This window comes from Paraburkholderia sp. BR10872, assembly GCF_040965835.1.
GTDB lineage: Bacteria > Pseudomonadota > Gammaproteobacteria > Burkholderiales > Burkholderiaceae > Paraburkholderia > Paraburkholderia nodosa_A.
The window spans coordinates 1-19,186 of the sequence record NZ_JBFRCN010000003.1 but is presented as its reverse complement, the minus strand read 5'-3'; the positions used below and the strand labels follow the sequence as shown (position 1 = coordinate 19,186).

Annotated in this window: 12 protein-coding genes and 1 pseudogene; 7 read left to right on the top strand and 6 right to left on the bottom strand. The window is 66.6% G+C overall.

Annotation, left to right across the window (positions count from 1 at the left end; all coding sequences use genetic code 11):
* The first annotated feature begins 46 nt into the window (after positions 1-46).
* The 5 genes from AB4Y43_RS03505 to AB4Y43_RS03485 all read left to right on the top strand — a co-directional run bounded on the left by AB4Y43_RS03505 (position 47) and on the right by AB4Y43_RS03485 (position 11,091).
* Positions 47-1,594 carry a class I adenylate-forming enzyme family protein gene (locus AB4Y43_RS03505; RefSeq protein WP_368727128.1) on the top strand — a complete coding sequence of 516 codons (1,548 nt, stop codon included), beginning with the start codon at positions 47-49 and terminating at the stop codon, positions 1,592-1,594.
* A 465-nt stretch (positions 1,595-2,059) separates the two neighbouring features.
* Positions 2,060-2,896: an IclR family transcriptional regulator gene (locus AB4Y43_RS03500; protein WP_368727049.1), complete on the top strand. Its 837-nt coding sequence runs from the start codon at positions 2,060-2,062 to the stop codon at positions 2,894-2,896.
* Between the two features lie 397 nt (positions 2,897-3,293).
* The gene (locus AB4Y43_RS03495) at positions 3,294-4,658 is read left to right on the top strand and encodes an MdtA/MuxA family multidrug efflux RND transporter periplasmic adaptor subunit (protein WP_368727048.1); all 1,365 of its coding nucleotides are present in this window, start codon (positions 3,294-3,296) and stop codon (positions 4,656-4,658) included.
* Between the two features lie 6 nt (positions 4,659-4,664).
* Positions 4,665-7,787, top strand: coding sequence for an MdtB/MuxB family multidrug efflux RND transporter permease subunit (locus AB4Y43_RS03490; protein ID WP_368727047.1), 3,123 nt, complete (start codon positions 4,665-4,667; stop codon positions 7,785-7,787).
* Between the two features lie 4 nt (positions 7,788-7,791).
* Positions 7,792-11,091: an efflux RND transporter permease subunit gene (locus AB4Y43_RS03485; protein WP_368727046.1), complete on the top strand. Its 3,300-nt coding sequence runs from the start codon at positions 7,792-7,794 to the stop codon at positions 11,089-11,091.
* A gap of 51 nt (positions 11,092-11,142) precedes the next feature.
* Here AB4Y43_RS03485 and AB4Y43_RS03480 read toward each other — a convergent pair whose 3' ends face one another.
* The 5 genes from AB4Y43_RS03480 to AB4Y43_RS03460 form a co-directional block, all read right to left on the bottom strand.
* Positions 11,143-11,406 carry a hypothetical protein gene (locus AB4Y43_RS03480; protein ID WP_368604084.1) on the bottom strand — a complete coding sequence of 88 codons (264 nt, stop codon included), beginning with the start codon at positions 11,404-11,406 and terminating at the stop codon, positions 11,143-11,145.
* A 52-nt stretch (positions 11,407-11,458) separates the two neighbouring features.
* Complete coding sequence (gene bamE, locus AB4Y43_RS03475; RefSeq protein ID WP_368727045.1) at positions 11,459-12,001, bottom strand: outer membrane protein assembly factor BamE; 543 nt, start codon at positions 11,999-12,001, stop codon at positions 11,459-11,461.
* A gap of 70 nt (positions 12,002-12,071) precedes the next feature.
* Positions 12,072-12,539: a hypothetical protein gene (locus tag AB4Y43_RS03470; protein ID WP_069267902.1), complete on the bottom strand. Its 468-nt coding sequence runs from the start codon at positions 12,537-12,539 to the stop codon at positions 12,072-12,074.
* 130 nt (positions 12,540-12,669) lie between these two features.
* On the bottom strand, positions 12,670-13,233 hold the full coding sequence (locus AB4Y43_RS03465) for a peroxiredoxin (protein WP_342945580.1): 564 nt from the start codon (positions 13,231-13,233) through the stop codon (positions 12,670-12,672).
* Between the two features lie 164 nt (positions 13,234-13,397).
* Positions 13,398-14,690 carry an EAL and HDOD domain-containing protein gene (locus tag AB4Y43_RS03460; RefSeq protein WP_368610317.1) on the bottom strand — a complete coding sequence of 431 codons (1,293 nt, stop codon included), beginning with the start codon at positions 14,688-14,690 and terminating at the stop codon, positions 13,398-13,400.
* A 408-nt stretch (positions 14,691-15,098) separates the two neighbouring features.
* Between AB4Y43_RS03460 and AB4Y43_RS03455 the strand changes: the two genes are divergently transcribed.
* Both AB4Y43_RS03455 and AB4Y43_RS03450 read left to right on the top strand, forming a co-directional pair.
* Complete coding sequence (locus AB4Y43_RS03455) at positions 15,099-17,078, top strand: putative bifunctional diguanylate cyclase/phosphodiesterase (protein ID WP_368683994.1); 1,980 nt, start codon at positions 15,099-15,101, stop codon at positions 17,076-17,078.
* A gap of 48 nt (positions 17,079-17,126) precedes the next feature.
* Positions 17,127-18,569 (top strand): HDOD domain-containing protein, encoded by a 1,443-nt coding sequence (locus AB4Y43_RS03450; RefSeq protein ID WP_342945998.1) that lies wholly within the window; start codon positions 17,127-17,129, stop codon positions 18,567-18,569.
* A 60-nt stretch (positions 18,570-18,629) separates the two neighbouring features.
* Here AB4Y43_RS03450 and AB4Y43_RS03445 read toward each other — a convergent pair.
* Positions 18,630-19,186 (bottom strand): annotated as a pseudogene (locus tag AB4Y43_RS03445) (diguanylate phosphodiesterase); the annotation flags it as partial.

The window sequence follows — 19,186 nt, the reverse complement described above, 5'->3', positions numbered from 1 at the left end:
ACTGCATCACGCCCGCGAAAACATCTTTCCAGTGAGGTATGAGGCCATGTCCGTGCAGTCCCCGTCCCCCGACTCCCCGTTCGTCGACTTGACCGCCATGATTCGCCAACGCACGGCGGAACACGGCGCGCGCGCGGCCATTGTCTGCGAAGACGAGACCGTCACGTTCGCCGCGCTCGATGCGCTGATCGACCGCTGTGCGGCCGCGCTGCAGCGTGACGGGCTGGCACCCGAAGACGTCGTGGCCATTTGTGCGTCGAGTTCGATCCCCTATGCCGCCGTTTTCTTCGGCGCGCTCCGGGCAGGACTCGCGGTCGCCCCGCTGTCGCCCTCCACGCATGTGGACAGCCTCGTCGCCATGCTGGAGAACTCGCGGGCGCAAATCCTCTTCGCCGATGCGGCGGTTTGCCAGTTGCTTGCGGGCGTCACGCTGCCGCCTGCGCTGCGCGTCGTCGACATCGGTGCAGCCGGGCAATTCGATGCGTGGCTCGCGCCCGTGGGCGCCGCGCCCTCGCACGTGGAAATTCGGCCGGAGTGGGCGTTCAACATCATTTACTCGTCCGGCACGACGGGCGCGCCCAAAGGGATCGTCCAGTCGCACGCGATGCGCTACGCCTATACGCTGCGAAGTCTCGAGCGCGGATACGGGCCGCACGCCGTCACCTTGATTGCGACGCCCCTCTATTCGAACACCACGCTGGTGAGCTTCTTCCCGACGCTCGCGCTCGGCGGAACGGTCGTCCTCATGCCGAAGTTCGATGCGAAGCAATATCTCGAGCTTGCCGAGCGCAAGCACGTCACGCACACCATGCTGGTTCCGGTGCAATACCAACGCATCCTCGGCCATCCGGACTTCGATCGCTACGACCTGTCCAGCTTCCACTCGAAGTTCTGCACGAGCGCGCCGTTCGCGGCGGCCCTCAAGGCGGACGCCCTGCACAGGTGGCCGGGCAAACTCACCGAGTTCTATGGCATGACCGAAGGCGGCGCGTCATGCGAGCTTTGCGCGGACGAGTTTCCCGACAAGCTGCACACCGTTGGCCGCCCGCTGAACGGCCATGAAATGCGCCTGATCGATGCCGACGGACGCGAGGTCGCCGCCGGGGAAGCCGGTGAAATCGTCGGGCGCTCGCCTGCCATGATGACCGGCTACTACCGGCAACCGGACAAGACGGCGCAAGCCGAGTGGTACGACGGCGATGGGCGGCGCTTCATTCGAACCGGGGATGTCGGCCGCTTCGACGAAGACGGCTTCCTCGTGCTGATGGACCGCAAGAAGGACATGATCATCTCGGGCGGCTTCAACATCTATCCAAGTGATCTGGAACAGGTGCTCGCCCGACACCCCGAAGTCGCCGAATCCGCGGTGGTTGGCGTTCCATCGGCGCGCTGGGGCGAAACGCCGGTGGCGTTCGTCACGCTCCGGCGCGGTTCGGCATTGACCGCCGTCACGCTCGCCGCTTGGGCCAACGGGCAATTGGGGAAGATGCAGCGGCTTGCCGACGTGGTGATCGTCGACGCCCTACCGCGCAGCCCGATCGGCAAGGTGCTCAAGCGTGAGTTGCGGGAGCGCTATAGCGGCGAGGTCGCCTGACCGGCCGCCTGGCGCACGTTCGTGGATTTGGAGCCGGCGGAAAAAAAAGCGCCACGTTTGCACGTGGCGCCTTGAAAAGTTCTAGCCATTCCGAGGGCCGTGCTAGAACCTGAGAGCCGGTATTCGGATGCGCCGTGCCGTCGGAAAAAGATGCGCAATTATGCGAATTGCATACCGCATGGCACATTAAAACCCCGCAATTTTGCGGGGTCGAGGCGGATTGCCGAAATCGCATTCCATTTTTTACCTACATGCTGACTAAGTCAAGCAAAATCTCGCCAAAATGCGCCAATCGTCGAGCTTCTGGCATCCATTACAATCGTCTGAGAATTAGCGCCCTAATTTAGGGAGCGCCGCCTTGATCGAACGCAAACGGCTGTATCGCGTGGCACGCCCGCGCTGACTTTGTAACGGCTCGCGCGAAATCTCAAAACTGAAATCCTGTTTCGGAAAATTGTCCCGCCAATGACTTCCGCACCCGATTCGCGCCTTCCTGAAGACACTCCGCGAGATAAAGACGGTGGCGCCGACGAAGTGACGGCGCTCGCGCGCGGCCTTGCCGTCCTGCGCTGCGTCGCGGCCGCCGACGCGCCGCTCAGCAACCGCGAACTGACCGAACTGACGGGCATTCCCAAGCCCACGCTTTCGCGCCTCACGGGCACGCTCGTGAGCACGGGCTTTCTCGCCCGGCTGCCCGACAGCGAACGCTTCGTGCTCACCTCGTCGGTGCTCGAACTGTCCAACGGCTTCCTGCGCAACGCCGACATCCGCAGCCGGGCGCGGCCGTTTCTCACGCGGCTGGCCGAGCGCACCGCGCTCTCGGTGCACCTGACCGTGCGCGACCGTCTGGACATGGTCGTGATCGACGCGATCCGCCCGCGCACCGCCGTGCTCGTCACGCGCCTCGAGGTCGGCTCGCGCATCGACATGGGCCGCACCGCCGTCGGACGCGCCTACCTCGCCGCGCTCGACCCGCACGCGCGCGCGGAACTCACCGCCGCGTTGCAGACTTCGACCGGCAACGACTGGGGCGTCTTCGGCAGCCGTCTCGACGCCGCGCTCGCCGAGACCGCCGCCCACGGCTACGGGCTCGCGATCGGCGAATGGTACGAAGGGCTCAACGCCATCGCCACGGCGTTCGCGGGTCCCAACGGCGAGATCTACGCCATCAACTGCGGCGGCGCCGCGCAGCAGTGCCCGCGCGAGTGGCTCGTCAGCCACGTCGTGCCGCTGATGCGCGAATGCGTTGCGCACGTCGTCGACGAAATCGGCGGCGCCCTGCGCCTGCCCCACGCGACCTGACAACACGAGCGGCTGCGCCTTACAAAAAGCACTCGAAGGGTGTAACGCTCGTAACGTCTCGAAAGAAACGGCACTGGACTGTAACGAAGGGGGCAACGTAGCATCATGCTTTTTGGCGGCAAGGGCCAGCCGCGCCGCCGCCCTTCGCCCGTTACGCCAGCCAGCCGCCAGCGACGCCGTCCATGCCCGTGAGCGCATGGCGCGGCACCCGGGCCGCAGCGCGGCGCGTCCTGACATCTTGCTAGCGCACGGCCTGGGTGGCATCGGCGCGCGCCGTTGCGCCGGCGCCATGCGCTGCGGCGCGCTTGTGCGAGCGCTTCGCGGCCGGCCCCCTGTAGTGCGCTCCGCCAAGAGCCTTCGAGAACCCCGCTTCGAGAACCTGTTACCGACCTGACCGATGGATCAACAAGAAAAGCGCCCGGATTCCCCCCATAAAGACACGACGCCGCAGTCCCCCGCTCCGGTCGCCGCGAGGCGCGGCAAGGGCAAGTTCATCGCACTGGGTGTGGTCATCGTGATCGCCGGCATCGTGCTCGCGCGCTGGCAGCCGTGGAACAAGGCGCTCTCGGGCGGCAACGCCGCACCGGCGGCCGGCGCGCACGCGCGGCGCGGCGGTCCGGGCGCCATGGCCAACATGCCGCAGCCCGTGAGCGTGGCGACGGCGAAGGCCGGCGACATGCCCATCGTCATCACCGCGCTCGGCACGGTCACGCCGCTTGCCGACATCACGGTGCGCACGCAACTATCCGGCACGCTTCAGGACGTGTACTTCCAGGAAGGCCAGATGGTGAAAAAGGGCGACGTGCTCGCCCAGATCGACCCGCGCCCCTACCAGATCTCGCTCGCCAACGCCGAAGGCCAGCTCGCGCGCGACCAGGCGCTGCTCGCCACGGCGCGCCTCGACCTCAAGCGCTACCAGACGCTGCTCTCGCAAGACTCGATCGCGAGCCAGCAGGTCGACACCCAGGCCTCGCTCGTCAAGCAATATGAGGGCACCGTCAAGTCCGATCAGGCCAGCGTCGATACCTACAAGCTCGACCTGACCTACGCGCGCATCACGGCGCCCGTCTCGGGCCGCGTGGGCCTGCGCCAGGTCGATCCGGGCAACTACGTGACGCCCAGCGACACCAACGGCATCGTCGTGCTCACGCAGCTCGAGCCGATCAGCGTGATCTTCACGACTTCGGAGGACAACCTGCCCCCCATCATGAAGCAGCTGCGCGCGGGCACGAAAATGTCGGTCACGGCCTACGACCGCAGCAACACGACGCTGCTCGAAGCCGGCTCGCTCCAGACCATCGACAACCAGATCGACACCACCACGGGCACCGTCAAGCTGCGCGCGAGCTTCACGAACCATGAGCAGGGGCTCTTTCCGAACCAGTTCGTGAACGCGCGCCTGCTCGTCGATACGATCCACGACGCCGTGATCGTGCCCACTTCGGCCGTGCTCAACGGCTCGCAGGGGCAGTACGTCTATGTCGCGAAGCCCGATAACACGGTGACGGTGCGGCTCGTGAAGGTCGGCCCCGTCGATGCCGAACGCACCAGCATCGCCTCGGGCCTCACCGTGGGCGAGCGCGTCGTGACCGACGGCTCCGACCGTCTGCGCGAAGGCGCGAAGATCACGATTCCCGCCGAGCATCCGCAACACGCCAAGGGAGCGTCGGGAGCCGCGGGCGCGCAAGGCGCATCAGGGGCCAGCGCGGCCTCGGGCGCGCGTCATGGCCATCGCCACGCCTCGCAGACGCAAGCCCAGTAAGCCAGCATGAATCCATCCCGCGCCTTTATCCTGCGGCCGGTCGGCACGGCGCTGCTCATGGCGGCGATCATGCTGGTCGGTCTCGTCGCGCTGCGCTTTCTGCCGCTTTCCGCGCTGCCCGAAGTCGATTACCCGACCATCCAGGTGCAGACCTTCTACCCGGGGGCGAGTCCGGACGTGATGACGTCCTCGGTCACGGCGCCGCTCGAACGTCAGTTCGGGCAGATGCCGTCGCTCAACCAGATGTCGTCGCAGAGTTCGGCGGGCTCCTCGGTCATCACGCTCCAGTTCAGCCTCGACCTGCCGCTCGACGTGGCCGAACAGGAAGTGCAGGCCGCCATCAACGCGGCCGGCAACCTGCTGCCCTCGGATCTGCCCGCACCGCCGATCTACGCCAAGGTCAACCCCGCCGACGCGCCGATCCTCACGCTCGCGATCACCTCGAAGACGCTGCCGCTCACGCAGATCCAGGATCTCGCCGACACCCGCCTCGCGCAGAAGATTTCGCAGGTGGGGGGCGTGGGCCTCGTGAGCCTCTCGGGCGGCCAGCGCCCAGCCGTGCGCATCCAGGCGAATCCGCGCGCGCTCGCGGCCTACGGCCTGAACCTCGACGACCTGCGCACGAGCATTTCGAACCTGAACGTCAACACGCCCAAGGGCAACTTCGACGGCCCCACGCGCGCCTACACGATCAATGCGAACGACCAGCTCACCGACGCCGACGCGTACAAGGACGCCGTGATCGCCTACCGCAACGGCCGCCCCGTCATGCTCACCGACGTCGCGAACATCGTGCAGGGCGCGGAGAACACCAAGCTCGGCGCATGGGCGGACGGCACGCCCGCGATCATCCTGAACGTGCAGCGCCAGCCGGGCGCGAACGTGATCCAGGTGGTGGACAGCATCAAGGCGCTGTTGCCGCAGTTGCAGGAATCGCTGCCGTCTTCGCTCGACGTGCAGATCGTCACCGACCGCACCACCACGATCCGCGCCTCGGTGCGCGACGTGCAGTTCGAGCTGCTGATGTCGGTGGTGCTCGTGGTGCTCGTGATGTACCTGTTCCTCGCGAACATCTACGCCACGATCATTCCGAGCCTTTCGGTGCCGCTATCGCTGATCGGCACGCTCGCGGTCATGTACCTGTGCGGCTTCTCGCTCGACAACCTGTCGTTGATGGCGCTCACCATCGCGACCGGTTTCGTGGTGGACGACGCCATCGTCATGATCGAGAACATCGCGCGCTACGTGGAGGCGGGCGACACGCCGCTCGAAGCGGCGCTAAAGGGTTCGAAGCAGATCGGCTTCACCATCATCTCGCTGACGGTGTCGCTGATCGCCGTGCTGATTCCGCTGCTGTTCATGGGCGACGTGGTGGGCCGCCTGTTCCACGAATTCGCCATCACGCTCGCGGTGACGATCGTGATCTCGGCCGTGGTCTCGCTCACGCTCGTGCCGATGATGTGCGCGAAAATGCTGCGCCACACGCCGCCGCCCGAAAGCCACCGCTTCGAGGCGCGCGTGCATGCGTTCTTCGACTATGTGATCGGCCGCTACGGCGTGGCGCTCGAATGGGTGCTCGCACGCCAGCGCCTCACAATGATCGTGTTCCTCATCACACTCGTGCTCACCGGCATTCTCTACGTGATCGTGCCCAAGGGTTTCTTCCCCGTGCAGGACACGGGCGTGATCCAGGCCATCACACAGATGCCGCAATCGGTGTCGTATGCGTCGATGGCCGAGCGCCAGCAGGCGCTCGCCGCGGAAATTCTCAAGAACGAGAACGTCGAGAGCCTCACCTCGTTCATCGGCGTGGACGGCACCAATATCACGCTCAACAGCGGCCGCATGCTCATCAACCTGAAGCCGCGCGACGACCGCAGCGAAACGGCGAGCGAGATCATCCGCGACCTGCAAACGAGTGTGGCCCACGTGCCGGGCGCGACGCTCTATATGCAGCCGGTGCAGGACCTCACGATCGACTCGACGGTGAGCCCCACGCAGTATCAGTTCATGCTCACCACGCCGAACATCCAGGACTTCGCGATCTGGGTGCCGAAGCTCGTGCAGCGCCTGAAGCAACTGCCCGAACTCGCGGACGTGGCGACCGACCTGCAGGACCAGGGCAGCTCGGTGTTCATCGAGATCGACCGCGCGAGCGCCGCGCGCTACGGCATCACGCCCGCGACGGTGGACAACGCGCTCTACGACGCCTACGGCCAGCGCATCATCTCGACGATCTTCACGCAGTCGAACCAGTACCGCGTGATTCTGGAAGCCGATCCGGTTCTGCAGCACTACACCGACGCGCTGAATTCGATCTACCTGCCCTCCTCGACCTCCAGCACGGGCCAGGTGCCGCTCTCGGCCATCGCGAAGTTTCACGAGCGGCCCGCGCCGCTGCTCGTCACGCATCTCTCGCAGTTCCCGGCCACGACGATCTCGTTCAACCTGGCTCAGGGCTCCTCGCTCGGCGCGGCGGTGAAGGCGATCCAGCAGGCGGAAAAAGACATCGGCCTGCCGGGCTCGTTCCAGACCCGCTTCCAGGGCGCCGCGCTCGCGTTCCAGGCGTCGCTGTCCAACGAGCTGTTCCTGATCCTCGCGGCCATCGTCACGATGTATATCGTACTCGGCGTGTTGTACGAGAGCTTCGTGCATCCCATCACGATTCTCTCGACGCTGCCGTCGGCCGGGATCGGCGCTTTGCTCGCGCTGATCCTGACCGGGCACGACCTCGACATCATCGGCATCATCGGCATCGTGCTCTTGATCGGCATCGTGAAGAAAAACGCCATCATGATGATCGACTTCGCGCTCGAGGCCGAGCGCCACGAAGGCAAGCCGCCGCGCGAGGCGATCTACCAGGCGTGTCTGCTGCGCTTCCGGCCGATCATGATGACGACGATGGCGGCGCTGCTCGGCGCCGTGCCGCTGATCCTCGGCTACGGCGCGGGCAGCGAGCTGCGCCGGCCGCTCGGCATCGCGATTGCGGGCGGCCTGATCGTGAGCCAGGCGCTCACGCTCTTCACGACGCCGGTGATCTACCTCGCGTTCGACCGGATCGCGCAGCGTCTGCGCCAGCGCTTTGGCGGCGGTTCGCACGGCGCGGCGTCGTCTTCGTCGGAGAGCTGACGCGATGAATCTCTCGCGCCCGTTCATCTCGCGCCCCGTCGCGACCACGCTGCTCGCCGTCGGCATCGCGCTGGCCGGCCTCTTCGCGTTCACGAAGCTGCCGGTCGCGCCCTTGCCGCAGGTGGACTTTCCGACCATCTCCGTGCAGGCCACCTTGCCGGGCGCGAGCCCCGAGACGGTGGCAACCAGCGTGGCGAGCCCGCTGGAGCGGCATCTGGGCTCGATCGCCGACGTCTCGGAGATGACCTCGCAAAGCTCGGTGGGCAGCACGCGCATCACGCTGCAATTCGGCCTGAACCGCGACATCGACGGCGCGGCGCGCGACGTGCAGGCGGCGATCAACGCGGCGCGCGCGGACCTGCCCACGAGCCTGCGGCAGAACCCGACCTACCACAAGGTCAACCCCGCCGACGCGCCGATTCTGATTCTCGCGCTCACCTCGCCCACGTTGAGCGCGGGCCAGCTCTACGACTCGGCGGCGACGGTGCTGCAGCAGTCGCTCTCGCAGGTGGACGGCGTGGGCGAAGTCGACGTGAGCGGCTCGGCCAATCCGGCCGTGCGCGTGGAGCTGGAGCCGCATGCGCTCTTTCACTACGGCATCGGCCTCGAGGACGTGCGCGCCGCGCTCGCCTCGGCCAACGCGAACAGCCCCAAGGGCGATATCGAATTCGGTCCGCAGCGCTTTCAGCTCTACACCAATGACCAGGCGAGCAAGGCGAGCCAGTACAAGGACCTCGTGATCGCCTACCGCAACGGCGCGGGCGTGAAGCTCTCCGACGTGGGCGAAGTGGTCGATTCGGTGGAAGACCTGCGCAACATCGGACTCGCCAACGGCAAGCGTTCCGTGCTCGTGATCCTCTACCGCCAGCCGGGCGCGAACATCATCGAGACCGTGGACCGCGTGATCGCCATGCTGCCGCAGCTCAAGGCGTCGCTGCCCGCCGACGTCGAGGTGATCCCGACGTCCGACCGCTCGGTCACGATCCGCTCCTCGCTCAAGGACACCGAGCGCACGCTCATCATCGCCGTGGCGCTCGTCGTGATGGTGGTGTTCCTGTTCCTGCGCAACTGGCGCGCGACGCTCATTCCGAGCGTGGCCGTGCCCATCTCGATCATCGGCACCTTCGCGGCGATGTACCTGATGGGCTTTTCGCTCGACAACCTCTCGCTGATGGCGCTCACCATCGCGACCGGCTTCGTCGTCGACGACGCCATCGTCGTGCTGGAGAACATTTCGCGGCATATCGAAAACGGCGTGCCGCGCATGAAGGCGGCGCTGCTCGGCGCGCGCGAGGTGGGCTTCACGGTGCTCTCGATCAGCGTCTCGCTCGTCGCCGTGTTCCTGCCTATTTTGCTGATGGGCGGCATCGTCGGGCGCCTGTTCCGCGAGTTCGCGCTCACGCTCTCGCTCGCCATTGCGGTGTCGCTCGCCGTCTCTCTCACGCTCACGCCGATGATGTGCTCGCGCCTGCTCGAAGAAGCGCACGAGAAGAAGGAAGAAGGCCGCTTCGCGCAGTGGCTCGAGCGCGGCTTCCAGCGCATGCAGGGCGGCTACGAGCGCACGCTCGGCTGGGCGCTGGCGCATCCGTTCGTCATCCTGCTCACGCTCGTCGCGACCATCGCGCTGAACGTCGCGCTCTACGTGATCGTGCCCAAGGGCTTCTTCCCGCAGCAGGACACGGGGCGCCTCGTCGGCGGCATCCAGGCCGACCAGTCCACCTCGTTCCAGGCGATGAAGGTGAAGTTCGCCGAGATGATGCGCATCGTGCAGGCGAACCCCGCCGTGGAATCGGTCGCGGGATTCTCGGGCGGGCGCGCGACCAACTCGGGCTTCATGTTCGTCTCGCTCAAGCCCAAGAGCGAGCGCAAGATTTCCGCCGACGAAGTGATCGCGCAACTGCGCGGGCCGCTCTCGAACGTGGCGGGCGCGCGAACCTTCCTGCAAGCGGTGCAGGATATTCGCGTGGGCGGCCGGCAGTCGAACGCGCAGTACCAGTTCACGCTGCTCGCGGACAACACCGCCGACCTCTACAAGTGGGGGCCGAAGCTCACCGAAGCGCTGCAGGCGCGCCCCGAACTCGCCGACGTGAATTCGGACCAGCAGCAAGGCGGCCTCGAATCGATGATCAACATCGACCGGCAGAGCGCCGCGCGGCTGAACATCACGCCCTCGCAGATCGACAACACGCTTTACGACGCGTTCGGCCAGCGCCAGGTCTCGACGATCTACAACCCGCTCAACCAGTACCACGTGGTGATGGAAGTCGCGCCGAAGTACTGGCAGAGCCCGACCATGCTCAACGAGATCTGGGTGAGCACCTCGGGCGGCACGGCGAGCGGCGCGCAGAGCACCAACGCGACGGCGGGCACGGTGACGGGCCCCACCACCGCCAAGACGGGCGGCACGGCCGCCACCACGGCGACGAGCGCCGCGGCCATCGCAGCCGACTCCGCGCGCAACCTCGCGACCAACTCGCTCGCCGCGAGCGGCAAGTCGAGCGCGTCGTCGGGCGCGGCTGTGTCCACGTCGAAGGAAACGATGGTGCCGCTCTCGTCGCTCGCCTCCTTCGGCCCCGGCACCACGCCGCTTTCGGTGAATCACCAGAGCCAGTTCGTGGCCTCGACGATCTCGTTCAACCTGCCGCCCGGCAAATCGCTCTCCGACGCCACCCAGGCGATCTACGACACGATGGGCGAGATCGGCATGCCCGCGACGATCCACGGCAGCTTCCAGGGCACGGCGCAGGCGTTCCAGCAGTCGCTCGACAACCAGCCGCTGCTGATTCTCGCGGCGCTCGCGGCCGTGTATATCGTGTTGGGCATTCTGTACGAGAGCTATATCCACCCGCTCACGATTCTCTCCACCCTGCCCTCGGCGGGCGTGGGCGCGCTGCTCGCGCTGCTGCTCTTCAAGACGGAGTTCAGCATCATCGCGCTGATCGGCGTGATTCTGCTGATCGGCATCGTGAAGAAGAACGCGATCATGATGGTGGACTTCGCGATCCAGGCCTCGCGTGAGGGGCTGAGCTCGCGCGACGCGATTCACCAGGCCTGCCTGCTGCGCTTCCGGCCGATCATGATGACGACCTGTGCGGCGCTGCTCGGCGCGCTGCCGCTCGCGTTCGGGCGCGGCGAAGGTGCGGAGTTGCGCGCGCCGCTCGGTATCTCGATCGTGGGCGGGCTGATCGTGAGCCAGATGCTCACGCTCTATACGACGCCGGTGGTGTACCTGTACATGGACCGGCTGCGCGTGTGGTGGGATGCGAAGCGCGGGCGCGCGGCGCCCGCGGCGCAAGCGGAGTGAGCGAGCGCTCCCTCAGTAGAAGACGGCTGAAGCGTGGCTTCAGCCGTTTTTTTATGCGCGTGCCTGGCGAGGGCGCGGGTGGCGCAAATGCGCAGGCAGGCAACGCACGATCAGGTGCAGCACGAGCGGCACGATGATGCCGTCGTCCACGACACCGGCGACCGGCATCGCGATGTTGAACGGGTCGAGCGCATAGAGCGCGAGCAGCGCCGTGGCGGGCACGAGCCACACGGGACGCCCCGGCTGGCGCAGCGCGTGCCACAGCACGCGCGCATCGCCCTTCACCACATGCCATAGCAACGCGATACGTTTCATCTGCTTTCTCCTTGCGGCTGGCGCGATCGATGCGATCGGCGCGCTCGCCGACTCAATGCTGCTCGTGACCCGGTGCGTCCGAGCGCGAGGTCCTGACCACGAGCCCATCCGGCGCGAAATGGGCGTTGAACATGCCGTCCCCCGCCACACCGCCTTCGGCCCAGTGCCAGCTCCATACTTCCTCGTGGCTCAGCGCATATTTTGCTACCGTGGCCGGCTTGCCGAGCAGGCGCCGCACTTCGTCCTGCGTCATGCCAGGCACGACCTGAGCGATATTCTGCGCCGTGAGCGCCCGGGTCATCGCCACGAGCTTGCCGTTCGCGTCGAAGTCGAGCATCCACGTGGTGAGGCCGTTGGGCCCGCGCGGGTATTCGAGGCGCTGCGCGCCGTCGTCGTCCTCCCACACCATTTCGGGCTTGCCCGCCTGCCGGCGCACGTCCTCGACCGTCGACACGCCAATGCGCAGGCCGCCGAACGCCATCGAATCGGGCTTGATCGCGTTGACGGCGTCGGCGACCTTTTGCTGGTCGCACGCCGCGAGCAGCGTGGCGCAGACGGCGATCAAGGCCGCCGCGATCCAGGGTTTTCGTGACATATCCAGTCTGCGTTGCCGGGAAGTAGTTGGGACAGCGCTGCGCCCGGATCGTTCAGCGCCGCCGCCGCGCTCAGAGTTTTTGCGCAATCGCCAGCGTGAAAATACGCGCCCAGCGCTTCGCTTCGCGCTCGCTTGGCATCGGCAATTGCCAGAGCGGGCGCTTCGGGTCGGCCACTCGCAGCGCCACGTGCCAGCCGTTGGCATCGCGCGCCGCCTGGGCGCCTTGCAGGTCGGCGAAGATATACGCGCCATGCGCGCCGCCCTGCGTCAGCTCGCAGAAGCGCTTGCCCGCCGCGAGACGGGCCTCGCCCCAGGCGCCGGCCACGCGGTGTGTCCAGTCGCCTTCGCCGCGCACATTGGGCGCCACGTCGCGCATCCGGCGCCACACCCAGGCGATGAGCGCGGCGAACAACGCTGCGGCAACCACCGCTGCGCCCACGGCAACGCCCGTGCCGAAGTGCGCCGCGATGGCGTTGAAGGACCAGTACGCGCCGTAGACGAGCGCGGCAAAGGCAAGTAGAACGACGACGATCGGCATGCGAGGAATCCGTGCGGCGGGAGAGAAAAACCAGGGCGAAACGCGGAGGGACGACTGGGACAGATCGCGACGCGGCCCGCGCGCGTGGCGGGCCTCATGGCTTACTACGGTTTGCGATGACTCGCGATCCCTACTGCTGCGGATGCTGCGCGGCCCACTCCTTCAAGGCGCGCAACGTGTTACTCACGTGCTGGTCCGGCGACAGGCTCGTGTATTCGTAGATGATCTTGCCGTCCGGCGCGATCACATACGACACGCGATTGGCCATCGACTCGTGCAGCGGCATCGACGCGTCGTACGACTTGATGATCTTCGAGTCTTCGTCGGCGGCAACCGGGAACTTGCTGCGGCACTCGCTCACCGAAAACTTCGTGAGCGTGTCGATGTTGTCGTGCGAAACGCCGATCACGGTCGCACCGTACTGCTTGTACTGATCGACCGCTTCAGCGAATTCGTGCGCCTCGATCGTGCAGCCCTTCGTGAACGCAGCCGGATAGAAGTACACCACCACTGGCCCCTTCTTGAGCTCCGAAGCGAGCGAATAGGTGTAGGTCTTGCCGCCCAGCGATGCCTGGGTCGTGAAGTCGGGGGCGGAATCGCCTGGCTTGAGCGTTGCCTGCGCAGACAGCGTAAAGAGCGCAAGCCCGGCGCAGACGAGCGCCGCGGCTCCCGCCGCAAAGAACCTCGGTTTCATGTCAAATGCCCTCGAGTTGAATCGCCACGCCGGCGCGCGTTTTGCCCGCGGGTCTTGCCCATCATGCAAATGAGACGCATGACGCCGCGACGATACCGATATTGGATCACACAATTGCGGCACTCGCAGCGCGTCCCCGCGGGCGCAAACCTGACAAGCTGTATTCAACCCTCGGCATAAGCCGTGAACCACGCGCCGGCCCACAGGTTCAACTCGCCGAGCAGCGGCGGCGTGAGCGCATTGAACATGCCCCCCGCCTCGCGCGCGAGGCGCTGCGCGCCGTCGTGATCGCCGCGCTCGGCCGCGGTCGCGATGCGCAGCAGCGTGCCGAGCTCGCCCCGATGACCGTCCACGGCCTCGACGATCTCGCGTGCAAGGCCGAGACGATCGAGCGTGTGCTCGGGCGTCGAGCCGACCAGCACGTGCACGAGCGAGAAGATGCCGGTCATGAAGGCGGCATCGGCAAAATCGGGGTCCTGCGGGCTCAGGCTGCGCGCGGCAAGTTCCATGAAATGCGAGCGCGTGCCCGCGAGCTGCACGAGCGGGTCCGAGCCCCACGGCAGGTCGCGTCCGCTCGCGTAGAGCAGCAGTTGCGCCCAGCGCGCGATCTGGCGCGTGCCCGCCGCGAGCACCGCTTCGCGCAGCGACGAAATCGGCCGCCCCGGCGAGTACGCGCTCGAATTGACGAGACGCAACAGTTGCACCACTACGCCGGGGTGGCTGCGCAGTTCGCGCTCGAGTTCAGCCGTGCCGACGTCGTTGGCGACCAGCGCGAGCAGGCGCACGAGCGCGAGGCGCGACGCGCGCACGCGCGGCGCGCGCAGCACCTGCGGGCGCGCGAAGAAGTAGCCCTGAAACAGCTCGAAGCCGAGCGACGAGGCCAGCTCGAAATCCTCGCCCGTCTCGACCTTCTCGGCGATCAGCGTCTTGCCGTGCGCGGCGAGGCTCGCGACGAGCCCAGGCAATGCCGCGCGCTCGGTCTGCAGCAGGTCGACCTTGATGATGTCCGCGTAGGGCAACGCGCGCAGCAGGTTCTCCGTGATCTCGCACACGTCGTCGAAGGCAATGCGGTAGCCGGCGCGGCGCAGTTGCGCGAGACGCTCCAGCACCGCGGCGTCGAAGCGCACGTGTTCGAGCACCTCCAGCACGAAGCGGCCCGGCGGCAGCAGATGCACGATGTCGTCGAACAGCAACTCGCGGCTGATATTGACATAGCCGTAGTGACGGCCAAGCACCGCGGGCACGCCGAGCTGGCCGATCGTGCGGGTCATCACCTGGGCCGTGGCGAGCGCGTCGTCGTCGACGTCCGCGCGGTTCTGCGCGCCGCCGCGGAACAGCAGCTCATAGGCGTTGAGCGCGCCATTGCGATCGAGAATAGGCTGCCGCCCGAGATAGACGAACGGCTGCGGACCCGTTGATGACCCGGTAGCAAGGTCCGGTTGTGAAGCTGACGGCATAGAAGGCGCGGAACCAGGGGTGCCCCTGCCCGCATCGTCTCGCGCAGCCTCGCTTGCCGGCGCGGCAAACGCTGACGATGAATCGGACATGGCGGATGACTCGTACGGATGGAATGGCCGGTAATGGCCGCCGACGCGCCGGGCCGCCCCTGCGGCCCGCAAGACGGGCGCTTCACGCGCGCCGACCCATCGCGCATGGCGAACGGCGTCTCGACCGGCGCCACTTTAACCGAATCTGGACGCCACCGCACCGATCTCCCGTCACGTTTATGCGTTAGGTGTTTTTTCGGTCGCCGCGGCTAAAGATTTCCCGTCCCGGGTCGATAACTTGCTCTGATGGGCGGCTTCAGCCGGACGTGGAAACCGGCCGGGATGCCACAGACAAACAAAGGGTTGCCAGCGACAGACATGGAAGCGAACAGGATCTCCGCGCCCCGCGAGGGCTGGTTGCGCACGGTCGTCGACCGGTTTTACGCGCTTGCCGGCCTCAAGGGCGTTGCCGGCGACCCGCCCATGCCTGGCGACGCGAACGCCTCACATGCCGCGCAGGCGCAGAGCGCGGCGCGCGCAGCCGAAACAGCCGACGACAAAGCCGCCGCGCCGCTCGTGCCCCCCTCGCCTCCCGCCGCCGAACCCGACTACGCCGACGCCGTTTCGCTCTCGTTCGAGAACACGGCCGCCGCGGTGGACTTCCTCGTGCACGTGGACGCGAGGCTGCACTTTCTCTACGTCTCCGACGCGAGCCTGCGCTTCGCGGGATATCACCGCGAGTTCCTGCTCGGCGCGACGCTCGCCGACATCGTCACCCCCGAGCATCACGAGCGCCTCGAGGCGCTGATCGCGCGCGCCGCGCACAGCGGCGCCGTGGAAAAGGACACCATCGACCTCGTCAAGGCGCTCACCTACCCGCTTCCCGTGGAGCTGCGCGTGCAGCGCGCCCAGTATGGCGAGACGACCGGCTTCGCCGTGGCGGGCTTCGACGTCTCCGGCTGGCAGGGCACCGAGGCCGCGCTCACGCACGCGCTCCATCACGATCCGCTCACCGGTCTGCCCAACCAGACCGCGCTCGCGCCCGAGCTGCAGCGCGCCCAGGCCGACGCGGACCATTTCGGCGTGCCGGTGGCGCTGCTGCTGCTCGACCTTGACGACTATCAGCGTGTGAACCGCGCGCTCGGCTACGACGCCGGCGACGAGCTGCTGCGCGAGACCGCGCGGCGCCTCACCCACCTCGCGCTGCAGGGCGAGATGATCGCGCGCATCGGCAGCGACGAGTTCGCCATCCTGATCACGCCGCAACGCCACGCCGCGCCCGACGAAGTGCGCGCCGCCGCCGAAGCGCTCGGCCGCCGCCTGCTCACCTCCATCCTGCAGCCGTACTCGTTTCGCAACCAGCCCGTGCACCTTTCGGCGAGCATCGGCATTGCCTTCCATCCCGACCAGCGCACGGACGCCTCCGGGGCGGGCGAGGGCGAGGCCGATGCCAGCGCCGACACCACGCCGCTCATCCGCCGCGCGGACCAGGCGCTGCAGCAGGCCAAGGCGATCGGCGGCAACACGCTGACGTTGCACGTGCCCGTCGACGATCCCACCGACGCCATACGCCTGAAGCTGGAGTCGGACCTCTACGACGGTGTGCGCAACGGCGAATTCTCGCTACACTTCCAGCCCATCACGAGCAGCGCTTCGCGCGGCGTGGTCGGCGTGGAGGCATTGATCCGCTGGCAACATCCATTGCACGGTCTCGTGCCGCCATCAACGTTTATTCCGCTTGCGGAATCCGTCGGCCTGATTAATTATCTCGGCAACTGGGTTTTGAAGGCTGCCTGTATGCAACTGACCCAATGGGACGAGCAAGGCATCGAGCTGCAGTACGTGGCGGTCAATGTCTCGCCCCAGCAGTTCCGCAATCCGCGGTTCAGGGAAAGTGTCGAGGAGGCGATCGAGCTCACCGGGGTCGACCCGGGCCGGCTGGTGTTCGAGATCACCGAAAGCCTGCTCATGCACGATCCGCAGCATGCGAAAACGCTGCTCGAAGAGCTCACCTCGCTTGGCATTCGCTTCGCGGTGGACGACTTCGGCACCGGGTATTCGAGTCTGGCGTATCTGCAGCGCTTCCCGCTCTCGAAGCTGAAGATCGATCGAAGCTTCGTCGAGAACCTCATCACTTCGCGCAACGATCAGGCGATCGTGAACGCGGTGGTGGGGCTCGCGCGTACGCTCGATCTCGAGCTCGTGGCAGAGGGCGTGGAGACGGAGGCGCAGCGCGAGCTGCTGACGAACATGGGTTGCGAGCATATCCAGGGATGGCTCGTCTGCAAGGCGCTGCCTTCAGAAGAATTGCAGCAGCGCTTCGTTTCGGGTGCGTTGCACGTGCACGAGGTGCAATGATGCGGGCATCGCAAACAGCAGGGCTTTCGCGAAATTGACATGGTTCAGATGGTAAAGGCCGTCCTGCTAGACCGCTTGTGGGCCCGCATGAATGAACGCGGGGACTTCCCCTTGCTGTCGCAATCGCTGCGCACCACAGTCGCGGCGATGACCAACGACGATTACGATTTCAGCGCGCTCGTGAAGGTCGTGCTCTCGGATTTCGCGCTTACGCAGAAGGTGCTGCGTCTCGCGAATTCGGCCATGTACATGGCGTTCGGCGGCAACATCACGACCGTCACGCGCGCGCTGATGGTCCTCGGCATGGACGCGGTCGGCCATCTCGTCGTCGGCCTGAAGATCGTCGATCACTTTCACCACAGCGCGCCGCGCCGCATCGACGCCAAGCTCGAACTGAACCGCACCATGCTCTCGGGCTGCGTCGCACGCAAGCTCACCGAGCACGGCGACCTGCGCGCGGGCGAAGAGGCCGTGGTCTGCACGCTCATGCGCCAGGTGGGCAAGCTGCTCGTGGTGTTCTATCTCGAGCCCGAGTGGGACCAGATCCGCCGCGAGATCGACGAAGGCGCGAGCGACGACGAGGCCTGCCTCGAAGTGCTCGGCGTGACCTTCGAAGAGCTCGGCCTCGAAGCCGCCACGCGCTGGCGCCTGCCCGACACGATCCGTGCGGGCATGCGCCAGTACGACCCGGCCGACAAGGAACCGCGCGACGTGCAGTGGCTGCGCGCCATCACCAACTATTCGACGGAAGTCGCGCGCGTGCTGACCACGCAGGGCCTCTCGGAAGAGATGCGCGAGACGCATATCGCCGAACTGGCGCAGCACTACGGCCGCGCGCTCTCGACCGATGCCGACGTGCTCGTGCAGATGAGCCTCGCGCTTGCGCGCGAAGAAGCCGAAGACGGCGTCATGCGCGAGATCGTCGAATTGCGCGCCAATGCCGACGCCATCGCTCGCGAAGCGCTCGATCCCGAGGCGCGCATTGCGGCTGGCGTCGAGGACCTGCGCGCATTGCCGGCGGACAGCGCGCTGAGCACCGCCCTCACGCTCGCGACCGAAACCGTGCTCGCGGGCCTGGGTTTCGCCCGCAGCGTGGTATTCGTGCGACGCGGGGCGAACATGTTCGAGGCGCAGCACGGCTTCGGCCCGCACATGGGCGACGTGCTGCCCAAGCTCGCGTTTTCCGCTGCGTTCCAGCCCGACGTGTTTCACCTCGCCATCGCGAACAAGGTCGGCATTTTCATCGAGAATGCGCGCGATGCGAAGATACTCGCGCGCCTGCCCGGGTGGTATCGCTCGAGCTTCGACGACGCGCGCGCGTTCGTCCTGCTGCCCGTGGGCGCGCCCGGCGTCGAGCCCGTGGCGCTGATGTACGGCGACTGGCTCGTGACCCAGGAGCCACGCCGCATTTCACAGAAAGAGATGAGCGCGCTGAACGATCTCGCGCAGCAGCTCGCGCGCTTCTTCACCCACGTACCGCTAACCGCCTGACTCCGACTGAGTCACGACTGAGCGCGGCGCCGCATGGCTTTGCGGCACCGCCCCGCCCGCTCAATCCTCGATCCGCTCCAGCCCCTCGTCTTCCGCATCGCGGCCGGACGTGCCTGCCCATTCCGCGGCCGTGAGCGAGATCGCCGCGACCGTTGCGGCGTCGAGCGGCTCGAGTTCCGCGCACAGCGCGTCCACACGGGCCCAGTCCGCACGCTCCAGCGCCTCGGAAAGTTCGAGCAGCCGCCCGAGCGCGCCTTCACGCTTCACGATCGCCGTGCGGATCGGCTTGGCCAGCGTGAGCACTTCGAGCGTGCTTTCGAGCGGACCGCCGAACACCGCCTCGACGAACGAGAACACCCCCACGAGGAACGCCGCGTCTTCCTCTTCGAGATGTGCCTTGGCAAGTTGCGTCACCGCGATCTCCATGAAGCGCGCGCGCGTGGCCACGAGTTGCAGCAGCGGGTCGTCTTCGGCGGCGATCTTGCGGCCGTCCGCGTAGAGCAGCAACTGCGTCCAGCGCGCGATCGCGTTGGTGCCGGTCGCATTGATCGCCTCGCGCAGCGTCGTCACCTTGCGGCCGATGTTCATGCTGCCCGAGTTGGCAAGCCGCATCAGAT